This window comes from Stenotrophomonas sp. STEN022 (genome assembly GCF_056760155.1).
The window spans coordinates 1-13,659 of sequence record NZ_JBRREG010000050.1 but is presented as its reverse complement, the minus strand read 5'-3'; the positions used below and the strand labels follow the sequence as shown (position 1 = coordinate 13,659).

At 59.9% G+C, this 13,659-nt stretch carries 10 protein-coding genes; 4 read left to right on the top strand and 6 right to left on the bottom strand.

Going from position 1 to position 13,659, the window contains the following annotated elements; translation table 11 throughout:
• Positions 1 to 602: 602 nt before the first annotated feature.
• From ACVOMF_RS11855 to ACVOMF_RS11845, 3 genes are all read right to left on the bottom strand, one after another.
• A complete protein-coding gene (locus ACVOMF_RS11855; protein WP_279704280.1) occupies positions 603 to 1,016 on the bottom strand; it encodes a cupin domain-containing protein in 414 nt (137 codons plus the stop codon).
• A gap of 101 nt (positions 1,017 to 1,117) precedes the next feature.
• The gene (locus ACVOMF_RS11850; RefSeq protein WP_481509471.1) at positions 1,118 to 2,131 is read right to left on the bottom strand and encodes a cytochrome P460 family protein; all 1,014 of its coding nucleotides are present in this window, start codon (positions 2,129 to 2,131) and stop codon (positions 1,118 to 1,120) included.
• A gap of 87 nt (positions 2,132 to 2,218) precedes the next feature.
• Positions 2,219 to 2,830, bottom strand: a complete 612-nt coding sequence (locus ACVOMF_RS11845) for a cytochrome P460 family protein (protein ID WP_481509470.1) — start codon at positions 2,828 to 2,830, stop codon at positions 2,219 to 2,221.
• Positions 2,831 to 3,204: 374 nt separating this feature from the next.
• Here ACVOMF_RS11845 and ACVOMF_RS11840 point away from each other — a divergent pair, with 374 nt between their 5' ends.
• Positions 3,205 to 5,109: a putative bifunctional diguanylate cyclase/phosphodiesterase gene (locus ACVOMF_RS11840; protein WP_481509482.1), complete on the top strand. Its 1,905-nt coding sequence runs from the start codon at positions 3,205 to 3,207 to the stop codon at positions 5,107 to 5,109.
• Between the two features lie 519 nt (positions 5,110 to 5,628).
• Here the strand turns inward: ACVOMF_RS11840 and ACVOMF_RS11835 are convergent.
• Complete coding sequence (locus ACVOMF_RS11835) at positions 5,629 to 7,701, bottom strand: hypothetical protein (protein ID WP_481509469.1); 2,073 nt, start codon at positions 7,699 to 7,701, stop codon at positions 5,629 to 5,631.
• A gap of 599 nt (positions 7,702 to 8,300) precedes the next feature.
• A complete protein-coding gene (locus ACVOMF_RS11830) occupies positions 8,301 to 10,046 on the bottom strand; it encodes a glutamine--tRNA ligase/YqeY domain fusion protein (RefSeq protein ID WP_481509468.1) in 1,746 nt (581 codons plus the stop codon).
• A 257-nt stretch (positions 10,047 to 10,303) separates the two neighbouring features.
• Here ACVOMF_RS11830 and ACVOMF_RS11825 point away from each other — a divergent pair, with 257 nt between their 5' ends.
• Positions 10,304 to 11,179: a LysR family transcriptional regulator gene (locus ACVOMF_RS11825; RefSeq protein ID WP_279704276.1), complete on the top strand. Its 876-nt coding sequence runs from the start codon at positions 10,304 to 10,306 to the stop codon at positions 11,177 to 11,179.
• A gap of 215 nt (positions 11,180 to 11,394) precedes the next feature.
• Here ACVOMF_RS11825 and ACVOMF_RS11820 read toward each other — a convergent pair whose 3' ends face one another.
• Complete coding sequence (locus tag ACVOMF_RS11820) at positions 11,395 to 11,790, bottom strand: RidA family protein (protein ID WP_054662439.1); 396 nt, start codon at positions 11,788 to 11,790, stop codon at positions 11,395 to 11,397.
• Between the two features lie 140 nt (positions 11,791 to 11,930).
• Here ACVOMF_RS11820 and ACVOMF_RS11815 point away from each other — a divergent pair, with 140 nt between their 5' ends.
• Entirely contained in the window at positions 11,931 to 12,854 is a 924-nt protein-coding gene (locus tag ACVOMF_RS11815; RefSeq protein WP_005411431.1) for a LysR family transcriptional regulator, read from the top strand.
• Positions 12,855 to 13,009: 155 nt separating this feature from the next.
• Positions 13,010 to 13,585, top strand: coding sequence for an MBL fold metallo-hydrolase (locus tag ACVOMF_RS11810; RefSeq protein ID WP_481509467.1), 576 nt, complete (start codon positions 13,010 to 13,012; stop codon positions 13,583 to 13,585).
• Positions 13,586 to 13,659: the final 74 nt, after the last annotated feature.

Here is a 13,659-nt window from a genome sequence, read left to right as displayed (position 1 = left end):
GTGATGCTTTTAGGGCATCCGGGAACAGGGGCTAAGCGTATGCGTCCTGTCTTTTGTGCGTATAAACAGTGAGTTGGGTGACCCCGCGGAGACCAGCCCGTCCGATGCGATTGGTATTGGCAATGCCTATCAGCTATGGACTCCTGATCCACTCCAGACACTATATGCACGCCGCATATAGATACGAACGATGACTGGACCCGTCGGAGGACGGGCGCTGGCCAGACCCCCTGCCCTCGGGAGGCCGACCACCAGGTCGGCGGATTGCGCAGCCAATTGCTAAGAGGAAGGAGGGGGCATTGCCTCCTGGACGCGGCGGAACCGGGTAACGGTTTGCTTCAGATCCGAATCAGATCAGGGCGTAGCGAGATGAGTGCGCCAAGGCGTGGCTTGTCAGGCACTTGGAAATTGCGGCGGCGCGGATGGCCTATGAGGGGCAGCGCTGAAATGAGGTCGCGCAATTATGTGCCGCTGCGCTGTCCTTAGCGTGTGAGGACTAGTGGACGCGGAGCTGCTGCCCAAGCCGCGCGTCTTGCAGGGAATCTGAACTAGCTGCCCGTTTGCCACGTAGTGACTGCCCGTTGCATCGACCAGGCGGTTGGTCAGTGACCCGTGTCTTCGCCAGCAGCGTCCGCCGTAGCGTGCGTTGTCCCGGGCTTGTGATGCGCCGGTGCGTAGATGGTGTAGAGCTGCATAGACGCTTGGCCGATATTGGAGATGTTGTGCCAGGTCCCGGCGGGCACCAGCACGCACCATCCATCGGACACCTCTTGGTCGAAGGTGAGTTCATCCTTCTGCGGCCCCATCTGGATCCGACCCCGTCCACCGTCGAGCCGGAGGAACTGATCGGTATCGGCGTGCATCTCGAGGCCAATGTCGCTTCCCGGTGGAATGGACATCAGGGTCAACTGCAGATAGCTGCCACTCCATCTCACCGAACGATAGTTCGGATTATTGATGGTCTCACTCTCGAGATCGAACGCATGGGGCGCTGGGCCCAAGTCTGGAGTCTTCACGATCTCTCGTCCCAATGAATGAAGGTGGCGCCTACTGCCCCTTTCCTTCGCAGTGCCGAAGTTTGCGGGTGCAGGAAAGATGCGCTGCGCGGAGTGCGCAGTTACCTCGCTTCCAGCAAATACGCGACAATCTCCCCTCGCTTCTTCGCGTCTTGAACTCCCCGCGGGAAAAGGCCGCCCATTCGATTTCCAGGAATAAGTTCCTTGGGCTTCTCGATATGACTGGCGAGGTTCTCTGCGGTCCAAATCACTTCGGAGCTCGACATCGCAGGGGAGTATGCGTATCCGGCTGATGTCCCGGCCTTTCGGCCCGCCACGCCTGCCAGGGAAGGCCCTATCCCGCTTTCACCTGGGGTCATTGAGTGGCAAGAGGAACAATAAATCTCGAACGTGACCTTGCCGGCTGCCACGTCGCTGTCCGTATCCTGCGCTACGCCGACGACGTCGCCGCCCGCCTCCTGCGCTCCGGCGCCGCTGTGCCTGGCGGCACCTGCTTCAGGCTCGCCGACGATGATGTCCTTTGGAACCGTTGCCTGGGCGTTGGGGCCGAGCGCCGGGTAAGCGTAGCTATATACCCAATCCGACTGCATCGCCGGAACGTGGCAACCTTTGCAATCCGCCTGGTAATTGGTCGATATCTGCTTCTTGGTGGCTGGATCAAACTCTGCCCAACCCCAACCATCACCCCACAGCGGATTCGATGGAAAGCGTTCGTTTGCATCCTTGACCATCAGAAACCACGTTTTGGTCTCATTGGCCCAGAACGCGTTACCGGTTGTATGTTTGGAGCCAACGGCCAACGTGACTTCCTTGACCAGCACGGCGCCATCAAGGAATCTGCCGGTCTCGTTGAAGTTAACCACGTCAATGGGGCGTGCATAGACGGAGTGGATGTCTGCCACTCCGCCATCACCCGTGACCGCCCAGGACCCAATGAACACAAACCCGCTTGGGAAATTGGCCGGAAACCCGATGTCTCCTGTTTTGCTGACGAAAGACGAGTACGGGTCCAGTTCCGCCTGTACGGGGTCACTCTGTTTGCACCCCCCTGTGCAAAGCAGTGCGGCGATCGCGACAATGCTCCCCGCTGCCATCCGCAAACCGATTCTGCTCATGCGACTCGCCCCCACTTCGTTCCCGCGCGCTCCCCCTCCCGCGAAGAGGGCAGTCCATAACAGCCCTCTTCGCATGGACGATGCATGTCAGTTCGCAGCGACAGGCAGAGGTAGCGGGGCGAGGATCGATTCGTAGAGTTTGACGTAGACCATGTCTTCGTCGGCGTTGGCGATGTGGCAACCAGCGCACTCACCAACCGGCTTGACGGCTGCTTCCGCAAGATACGGGGGGGGTGCGTGATTGAAGTTGAAGTAGCCCCAATTGTTTGTATCCGCGAAGCGCTTGCTGTCTTTCACGGAGACATCCAGACCATTGACCGCACCTGGGAAGTAGCCGCGACCAGAAGGCAAAACGCGCGAGCCATCGGGGAAATCGCCTTTGGGATCGTCAACCAGTTGCAGTTCCTTGATCATCATCGTGCCTTCCGGCCACTTTCCGGTTTCCCGGTATGCCTTGAACGCCGCCGGCTGGACGTAGACATTGTGGAATTCCGGGAAGTTCGATTTCCCATCATTCAGGCCATGCGGTGTCAAAGGAGCTCCGATGAAGACCATCTCCCGGAAATCCTTGGGTTGGATCAGATGCCCCTCGGGCGACCAGACCGGCGGGATATCAATCTCCGGGTAGGCTGGATCCGATCCAAGCCCCGATGCCGGAGCGGGGGCCGCAGCCGCGACCACAGGAGCGGCCGACGCCACGCTGGGCTCTGCCGCTTGATTTGTGCATCCCGCAAGTACGAGGAATTACATCGACAGCGCGATGCATCCAAGACCGTTTTGGAATCTTGAGTGGTTGATGCTCATGGAAGTACTCCCCTAGTGGGCGCGACAGAAACGAGCGCACGCTGACTATTGAGAAGCGCCATCTCTAAGTCAAATAGTGCAAACGCATTGGAACGATGCCTTTAAAACATAGTCGGCTGCTTTCCGCTTCCAAACACGATTGCTAGCTCATAAGACGCTCCTTATGCGCCCTTGCTTGAGGGCTCCCTGGACACAATTGGGCGTATGTTTCAGGCGCGATGATCTGAGGTAATGTCGGGCGTGACCCGCTCTAGGAGAGTCCAGTGCATATGACTGGCAGTCCCGTCTCGCCCGAGCAAGGCGAGAGTGATCGCGACAACGTTGTCCTACGCTGCGAGCGGTATCGAGAGGCGTTCTTGTTGTTGTTGAATGCGCCCTTTGAAGATCTGGACGACAGCCTGATGCGCATGTTGGCCGTGCTGGCGACCACCCTGGACGTCGACCGTGTTGGTCTGTGGCTGTTCACCGATGCTCCTCGCGGCATCCAGTGCGCCCACCAGTGGGACCGAGAGGTGGGTGGACCAGTTGTACCTGATGTCTTTCTTGCGAAGGACTATCCCCACTATTTTTCTGCCATCTCTAGCGAACTTCTGATTACGGTGACGGATACGCGCACGGACGCACGTACAAGCGAACTGTCACAGGACTACCTCGAGCCTCTTGGAATTCTCTCGCTGCTCGACGTCCCCGTTCGTGCGTTTGGTCGTTACCTGGGCGTGTTGTGCCATGAGCACAGGGGCACGACGCGACTGTGGACGGCGGAGGAGCAACACTTCGCCTCTGGCGTCGCCAATCAGATTGCGCTGGCTCATGAACGGCATCAAGCAAGCAAGACCCAGCGGGAACTACTTTGGCGCTGTACTCATGATGAGCAGACGCAGCTTCCCAACCGGGCTTACCTTGATGGCGCGTTGCATGCCGCCGCGTCAGAGAACACTTCCGGCGTCACCTTAATTGTTACGTCTGTCGATCAATGCAGTTACCTGTTAGGCGCTTTAGACAATAGGACCATGGCCACCGTGGCGCAGCAGATTGCACAACATTTGCTGCGCGTGGCACCCGGTGATTGGCGCGTAACCAGGACGGCCCCAAATGAATTCGCGCTTCTCACTCAGAATAGCGATGCTGTCACGCTTACTCATGCGCTTCACACCTTGTCGGCTGCACTGAAACTTACAGTACAGGTTGGCAGGCAGCGCGTTCCTCTGACATGGAGTTCGGGCTACAGCCAACGCGAGCTACTGGCGCCAGATGACGTCAACGCGTTGATCAGCGAGGCGCAGCTGGCATCCAGCGCTGCGCACATGTCCGGCGGAAATTGCCTGGTTCAGTTTGATTCCGCGATGCGATCACGCCTGGCCGCACAGCTTGAGCTCGAACAGGAAATGCGAGATGGATTGGAAGCCGCGGAGTTTAGGCTTTTCTTTCAGCCTGTATTTAAGCTCGAGTGCGGAACTTGCGTGGCGGTAGAAGCCCTTCTTCGTTGGCAGCATCCGGAGCGAGGGGTGATTTTTCCTGATGCATTTCTTCCGGTCGCGCTTTCTTCTGGCCTTATCCTTGACCTAAGCCGGTTTGTCGTTCGGGAGGCATGCCAAAGTATCTCGAAGCTTCGCCAGCAGTCGGGGCTCACCGACTTGCAAATAGCAATCAACATGTCGGCTCCAGAAATCGTGGTCCCAGGAACCGTTGAGCTTTTGGCTGACGAACTGAGTCACGCGAATGTCAGACCAGAGTCCCTGACGCTTGAGATAACCGAGTCCGCCTTGATACTCGATCTGGGCCGGGCTGCAGACGTGCTGTCCAGTATTCGTGACTCTGGGATCAAGGTAAGCCTGGATGACTTTGGCACCGCCTACTCGTCACTGTCCTGGCTTCGACAGTTGCCAATCGACAACGTCAAGATTGATCGCGGCTTCGTGGCAGGCATGATCGATGACCACCGTGATAAAGCAATCGTCGAGGGCATAGCCGCTCTGACAAGGTCCTTTGGGAGAGAGGTCATCGCGGAGGGCATTGATACGATTGAGCAGCTTGCCGCATTGCGGGCTATTGGCGTCGAGTTTGGCCAAGGCTATCTTTTCTCTCGGGCGGTGCCGCTTGAGGAGTTCGTACCGACGTTGCTGCACAGCTGCGCAACGCTATTTGCCCCTGCCCCCCGAACACCACCCGTCTAGATGCTAGGGCGTTGACGAGCCCCTGGCTATTCGCTGCCCGCCATGGACGGCCGGCTCGCTGCGTGTATGCAGCGTCTAACTTGATTGTTGGTGCTGGTCGACGCGGCCTAGGCCGCTGATGCTGACCACGCCCTAGCCTGTGTATCCGGCTACGGTCGCTTCCGGCCATAAGCGGCCTGGGTGCCGCCTCGGGCACCGATTCAAGGCGCCGCGGCTGTCTTAGGCCGCGGATGGTGCGGACAGAACCCAAGTTACGGCACGTAAATGTCAGTCTCGTAATTTAAGAGAATCCGCCGCCAATTCCGTAATTGGTCGTAGGATATTGTCCATGAGAGATTTTCCGGCGAGGTCTAGGCAGCCATCGCTCCGTTGGAGGTCCGAGCGCATAGTCGCCTCCCAACCCGAAGTGGTCATCGGGCACACGCGACGGTTGTAACTTCGTGCCGCCCTTCAGCGGCACCTGAAGTGCCATTTCACGAGGGAGTCGCGCTACAGAAGCGAGGCATGCGCGTGCTTCTCCTAAGGAATCCGCGTGAGTCGGCCCGCCCAGTCCGCTTCGCTCCAGAGAGGAACAAGTGAGTCGTACGCCATAGCCGCCGCGCGGCCCGATGCAATCTCGACATCGGAGGTCGCGTACTCTCCCCCGGCCACGGCTTCGTGCTCAGAAATGCCGCTGAGGATACGCTGACACTTGATGTGGTTCCGCGTGAGAATGAACTGCACTGGACATCGAAGATGTCGCAGAAACTCCAAAGGGGTCGGTGCATCGCCGGCCCACAGTCGAATGATCTCACCGTCAGGAGTTCTAATCGGCTCTTGTCCCGCGCGCATTCCGACCTGGCCAATGACCGCGAGGTGGAGAAACCGCTTGATCATCGACGAATCGGCAAACAGAACCCCGTCGACGCCGTCCGGTACCGAGTACTGAAGGTTGTTGATGACACAAGGCACAAGCAGTTTCCCGCGGGCCTCCGGCAGTTGATCATCGAGCATGTCCGGATGTTTCAGAAGCCCATCAACCAACCGGCGGACTTGCCTGGCGTGGCTGACACTTTCCTGCCGCGCATGATAGGCCAGCTGAATAACCCCGCCTGAGAGGGTGTGATTCTTGCACTCGAACAAGAAACAGAAGTTCCCCCAGACCATTAGCGCGTCGTAGTCGTATTCTTCCTTGTCGCGCTTCTTCGTGAAGTGGGCGACCTTGCGGCCGGGCCCCTGGATTTCTTTTCTAAGACGCTTCTCGAACTCGGTTCCTTTGCGTTGAACCGTTGCGCCAACCCCGTTGAGTGCCGAAACAATGATTGGGCCAAGAATCCCATTCCGTTGGCTCGGCGCGACGAACAAGTAACGGTCCTCGCCCACGCGAATGAACGGATGGTCGTAGATGTCGCTGCGTCGGCTCGTCAGGCAGCAGTGGCTGAGGAAGCGGTGAGCGGCGGTCTCGCTCAGCCCACCACGGGTCAAGTACTGAACGATCTCAGCCTCTGCCAACTGCGGGCAGGGGTGGTCGGTGGCTGCAGTCACGATTTCTGCGGCGAGTCGCCGCAGGATCGCGTAGCCGCGCAGCCACTCCATGAGCGTTAGGCCGGCATATTGCTTCGTATCATTCTGCACGTCGTACGAGTAGTACTCAAATAGCGTATAGAGCCCATGCTTTTCCTCGAATGAGACAAAGGCCGCCGGCGCCAGCGGCGTGTGCTCGTCTAAACTGGGGTCAGCACCTCGGTACCCGCTCGCCAGCATCTCGAAGTACTGCTGATGGGTGCGCGCGAGCAACCGATCGTTAGCAATGTAGTCAACCAACTCCACGTCGTGGTTGGGCTCAACATCCAGGATGGACGTGATCCCGGCTGGAGTATTTTTCGGAAGCGGCGGTGGCACATATTCGAACGGGCGATGGTCAAAGCGGGCACGGACCTGTGCCCGCTCCCAGCCGCCCCATGCTGCGGCAAAGCTCAGCACCGATTGCACAGCCTCTATCTCGTCGATTGACGGACGGTGGAGCGCGCTCGGCAGCACGACCTCGCCAGCCTTGTTCAACCAGCTATTCTGGTACGCGAGGAGCAGCACCGTTGCGCCCATGGCCTTGAGAACACCGAATAGCTCCGTGTCCGGATTGACAATGCGGCCTCCAATCGAAAAGTTGCTTTTCACCCGCAACTCGGGACCCTTGTCCATGTCCTGTTGTGCGCCTTTCTCAAGCATCTCCAGCATTTGGCACGCAAAGGCCGTGGCGGCAGCCACCTGTGTGATCGGCGGCAGGGCCGCTCCCGCCGACTTTCCCGTCTGATCGAGTATTTTTGCGAAGTTGATGTCGACGGTATTCAACAGATCCGGGAGCGCCTGCAGCGTCGCGGCCGCATCGGCATCGAGACTGGTGAGCGCCAGAGCTACATTGGCTATGAACGACTTTCGTCGCGCGGGCCAGTCTTTCTTGGTGCCATGCTTGTCGAGCAACGACTCACTCTTCCACAGCGTATCTACCACCTCTTTGGCCGTACGGCTTCCGCTTGGCTGCACGAACCCGGCCACGGCCGTGGCGTCCAGCCGACCGATGGCCTTCTCGAGTTCCGAGCCTTTTAGATCTTCCATTCACAATTGTCCTGATTTGGGTGATGTGCAGTACTGCGACTATTTGCCAGAGAGTGCTTCGGTTATATCCATACACACGGCAGACAACCAGAATATCGGACGTCGGAGCAGGTTAGAGATCGTCATAGGCGGCCATACGACGACCTCAGGACTGCCACCTCGGCCAACAAGTCCCGTTAGCGAAGGCTGCGGAAGCCGAGTCCGCTATCTTCCGGAAGCGGGTGTCTGCGGCCCCGATCCGACATGCTGGTCGCCAGTACCCCCGCGGGAAGGCTCACTCAACACTAGAATCCCTGGCCCGCTATTGCCGGTGCAAGGATTGAAGTCGAGTAGCGCCTGCAATGTGTGTGAGCTAGGGGCCATTACCTGTCCAAATCGACCGTTCCCCCGGCGGGCTAGGAGGCCGCGCGACCCCCTCGGCGAGCGACTTTCTCGGGCGCGACGGCGCCTGGAAGTTAGCGCGTGGGGACTTACGTAGCGGTGTCTGGCTTCTCTCGTCCGGCCGAATTTAAGGACGAGCCGCAGAGTCCTCTCGGACCCCAGCGGGGGTCAGCGGCCTCTATCCGCTTATGTCCGCCCTCATTGACAGACGGACCTTTTCAACCATGAATGTCTGTCCAAGTGTCGCGCAGGGTAACGGTTCGATTGAACACCGGCTTGCCGGCTCTGTGATCGCGGCGATCGGCAACAAAGAAGCCCAGTCGTTCAAACTGTAGCTGTGTCTCTGGACCAACAAGGGCCGCTGACCTTTCAACAAAGCCAGAGGCAACGCGTACAGACAGCGGATTCACGAATTCGCGGTACGTCTTGCCGTCTTTGTCGTTGTCCGGATCCCGAACTGAGAAAAGTCGATCGTAGAGTTGGAACTCTGCCGGCACCCCGTGTTTTGCACTCACCCAGTGTATTGTTCCCTTCACTTTGCGGCTTGCGCCGGGCATTCCGGGGCGCGAGTCAGGGTCTAGCGTGCAGCGCAGCTCTTGGACCAGGCCGTCCGCCGTCACAACGTCGTGGCACTTGATCAGTCCTACCCCACGCAGTCGGACTTCCTTATCTCGCGCCAGCCGGTGAAAGCCTGGCGCTGGTACTTCCGCGAAGTCTTCCCTATCAATCCATATTTCTGGCGAGAAAAGGACGGTCCGCTCGCCGAACGCGGAATCCTTGGGATGATTTTGGAACGTGACCTCGCTCTCATGACCCTCACCGAGATTCGTGATGATCAGTTTTAGCGGATCAACGACCGCGAATCTTCTGGCACAGGTGGAGTCCATGACCTCGCGAATACAGCCCTCCAGCACCGAATAGTCAATCAGCGAATTCTGTTTGCTGATGCCCACGCGGTCGGCCAGCAGCCGCAGCGCCGCGGGCGGGCAACCGCGGCGGCGCAGGCCCTGCAGGGTGGGCATGCGCGGGTCGTCCCACCCCGACACCAGGCCTTCCTCCACCAGGGTGAGCAGCTTGCGCTTGCTCATGACGGTGTAGCTGATGTTCAAGCGGGAGGATTCGATTTGGCGCGGTTTCGCGACCGGCGCGGCCAAGCCAGCGTCGAGCACCGACTGGTAGAGCTCCGGGTGTCGCACCAGGTCCACGTTGTCCACGAACCAGTCGTACAGCGGCCGGTGGTCTTCGAACTCCAGCGTGCACAGTGAATGGGTAATGCCTTCCAGGGCATCGCTCAGGGAGTGCGCGTAGTCGTACATCGGGTAGATCGGCCAGGCATTTCCGGTGTTCTGGTGCTCGACGTGCTTGATCCGGTAGATGGCCGGGTCGCGCAGGTTGATGTTTCCGCTGGCCATGTCGATCTTGGCGCGTAGGGTGCGGGCCCCGTCGGGGAACTCACCGGCGCGCATACGGGTGAACAGGTCGACGTTCTCTTCGACGCTGCGGTCGCGGAAAGGCGAGTTGCGGCCCGGTTCGGTCAGCGTGCCGCGGTATTCGCGCACCTGCTCGGCAGTGAGGTCGCAAACGAAGGCCTTGCCGTCGCGGATCAGCTTGAGCGCGCTGAGGTAGAACACCTCGAAATAGTCCGACGCGTGGCGCAGCTCGGCCCATTCAAAGCCCAGCCAGCGCACGTCCTCCTTGATGGCATCGACGTACTCGGGGTCTTCCTTGGCCGGGTTGGTGTCGTCGAAGCGCAGGTTCACCGGGCCGCCAAATTCCTGGCCGATGCCGAAGTTCAGGTAGATCGCCTTGGCGTGGCCAAGGTGCAGATAGCCGTTGGGCTCGGGCGGGAAGCGGGTGCGGATGGCGGCGTGCCGGCCCGTGGCCAGGTCCTCTCGGATGATCTGGCGGATGAAGTCGTTCTTTTTCCGCGGGTTGCCGTCAACGGGAACGGGAGTCGAGGTCATGCGGCCGGCCAGGTGGGTGGGTGAGAGGGGTTGGCGGATGGTCTGCCGACTTTCTGGCGTGCCCACCCACCCGGAGCCCAAAGCTGAACGGCCGGGCGCCTCAGAGCAGGGTATCCGTCGCCCTGGGGCACAGCAATATGCGCCGCGCACATAGTTGCTCTATTTCAGGTATTATGTGCGTGGCGCATATATATGGCTGAATGCCGATGCGTCTTCACCTACGCGTCAGGACGCTTCGCAGCGAGGGCCAGAGGGCTATGGAACTCCATCAGATCAGCTACTTCATCCACTTGGCAGAAACGCTCAACTTCACGAGCGCTGCGAAGCTGAGCGGTGTTTCCCAACCCAGTCTCACCCGGGCAATTCTCCGCCTGGAGCAGGAACTCGGGGGGCCCCTGATCTATAGAAAGGGGAAAAACAGCCGACTTACGGGATTGGGACAGCACGTCGAGCTAGAGTTCCGGCGAATGCTAGTTGCGCTGGAGAGCGTGCGGCAGCACTCCGACAATTGGGCGCAGGGAAAACATCAAGTTCTTGATATCGCGGTTGCGCCGACCGTGGGGGCGACAACTTTCGTCCCATTCCTTCTCAGTGCGCTGGAACAGATTCCGTCCATCGAGTTCAAACTGCATTCGCTCAAATCCAGCGAAGACGTCTCGGGTTTGATGTCGGGAAGGTATCACGCGTGCATATTCCCGCAGAGTTCAAGGCCTGACATTAGGTTGTCCGTTGTACCCCTGTTTCGGGAGCGCCTGGTGCTGGGCTGCGCAGCGGATCACCCATTGGCTGCGTTTGACACCATCCACGCTGAAGACTTGGTGGATTATCCGTTCATCGATCGGCTTAACTGCGAGTACCGCGGGCAGATCCAGGATCACTTCACCAGACGAGAAGTCGTTATGCGACCCCGCTTCCGGACAGACCGGGAAGATTGGGTCCAGCGCGTCGTAGCTCAGAGCAGGGCCGTCTGCATTCTCCCGGAGCGGTCCGTTGCAGTTCCTGGCATGGTCACTCGACTGATCGAAGGCCTCACGTTGGAGCATGATCTCGTCATGGCGATGGCCACAGGATCCGCTACACCCGTCGAGCTAAAGCAGTTTGCCCAGTTCGCATCGAACTACGAATGGCACTGATTGATGATCCATGTGCATAGGCGTCATGGCGTCGATGCTCGCAGTGCATGAGAACTACCCGCCAGCCGTGGGATAGGACTCAAATCCGCGTGTATCAACATTCTGCGGGGATTGAGGTGCCCGCCGCCATCGAGATCGCGGCGAGCACCAGCTCCTTGTGGATCGTTGCCCTGACCGCCAAGCTACCTGCTTCGGGTCGACACCGACCACGCGGCTCAGGCCGCTCCAATGCGGGCAATGACCTTGATCTCGAAATCGAAACCCGCGAGCCAGTTGACGCCGAGGGCGGTCCAAGTCGGATAGGGCGCGGCCGAGAAGACTTCGTTCTTCACAGCAAGCACCGTGTCGAACTGCTTTTCGGGGTTGGTGTGGAAGGTGGTCACATCAACGATGTCATCCAGGGTGCAACCGCCAGCTTTCAGGGTCGCCTGGAGGTTGGCGAACGCTAAGCGTACCTGGGCCTCGAAGTCGGGCTCAGGAGAGCCATCGCTGTGGCTACCCACGTGGCCCGAAACAAAGAGGAAATCGCCCGATCGGATGGCGGCGGAGTAAGAATGCTGGATGAAAAGCTCATTCCGGCCGGCCGGAAACACGGCTTCACGTGTGGTCATCGGGAGTTGTCCTGTGGTGGGAGAGGGATTGCGGGTACGTAGCGGTCACTCTAGGCGCTCGTAGCGACCGGATAAACGAGCCAAAGCCGGCATCACTGTTTGTAGAATCAGAACAATCCCGCCATTACCCGGAGCCGCGCATGGACCGAATAGATGCGATGCAGGCCTTCGCCCGCGTGGTGGAGACCGGCAGCTTCACCAAGGCGGCCGAAACACTGCAGACGAACAAGACCCGCGTGACCCAATTGATCCAGCAATTGGAGACGCGCCTGCGCGTGAAACTGCTCCACCGCACCACGCGAAAGGTCAACGTAACCGCCGATGGAGCCGCGTACTACGAGCGAGTCGTACGCCTACTAGCCGACTTCGACGATGCCGAGACCAGCCTCTCTGCGGAATCCGCCGTGCCGCGTGGACGACTACGCGTGGACGTGCCGGCGCCGTTCGCCAGCCTGGTGCTGGTGCCGGCCCTACCCGACTTCCACGCGCGCTACCCTGACATCCAGCTCGACCTTGGCGCCAGCGACCGCAAGGTGGACCTGATCGATGAGAACGTGGACTGCGTCCTGCGTGGTGGCGAACTCACCGAGCTGTCGCTGCGCGCCCGCCATGTCGCAGACCTACCGTTGGGTGTCTACGCAGCGCCCGCCTACCTGGCCCGGGCCGGCACGCCAGCTTCCCCGCAGGCCTTGGACGACGGCCAGCATGTCGTTATCGGCTACCGCGGCTCGCGGGCCGGCACTCCGCTGGCCCACACGCTGCACCGGGGCGATGAGCGCCTGCAGGTGCGCGGCCGCCTGGTGCTTACGGTGGATGATGGCAACGCCTACCTCGCCGCCGGCGTGGCGGGCCTAGGGGTACTGTGGTTGCCGACGTACATGGCGAGCGCTCCCCTGGCCCGCGGAGAGTTGGTTCCGCTGTTCGAAGACTGGCAGCTCGATCCGATGCCCCTCTACTTGGCCTTTCCGCCGAACCGGCACGTAAGCCTGAAGCTGCGCGTGTTCATCGATTGGATCGTCGAGCTGATGGCGCGTCGCGGCCCAGGAACGATGCGGATGCCATAGCCTGGCGCTATGCCCCTTCAGGCAGGTTGGCTATGCCTTTCCAATCCGAATGTCCACGACCGACCCCAGTTTGCCACTCCGGCGTGTCCGCCCGTGAGGCCGGTCGCCGTTGGCAGTAGTTGGCAGTGCTAGCGAGCTACTTGGGGAGAGTCGCCATGAGGTTTTTGCTTTGCTGCGCCTTGTCGGCGGGGCTATTTCTCTCCGCCTGCTCGGCCACCCAACCCGTGCGTCCAGATGAAGTCGGGTCAATTGAGCCCACGCGGAACGTAGTCGTCATAAGGGGGCTCGAAGGGGATGGTGATGTCCAACGGGCACCCCCTGCCGTCGTGCGCCGCTTGGAAGTTGAGGAGCGCAACAGCCGATACCTTGGTCGCCTGCAAGCGGTAGATCCTCCCGATCTCCACGTGCGGGTTGTCGATGTCGGTCAGGGTCTTTGCGTCGTCGGCCTTACGGCGGAGGGATACACGTTTCTCGTCGACGCGGGTCACTGGAACGGAACCGCCTGTGCCGACGGGGTGGACAAGCTCCTGCCGGACATGGGTCTGTCCATGGTGGTGCTTACCCACAGCGATGGAGACCACCTTGGTAACCTGCCACTCATCTTAGAATCGAGGGAAGTAGGCACACTACTGTGGACTGGCTACACGCCGCCGCACTGCACGCACGTCGGCGCCTCCGGATGCACCACCTTCTTGGGGTCGTCTCAGAAAACGGAAAATAAAGCACGCTAAGCCGGTTGCAGCGGCCGTAGCGGCCTGAACTTGCCCGCGCCGATCTTGGCGCTGCTGCGCCAGAGGTAATCGCC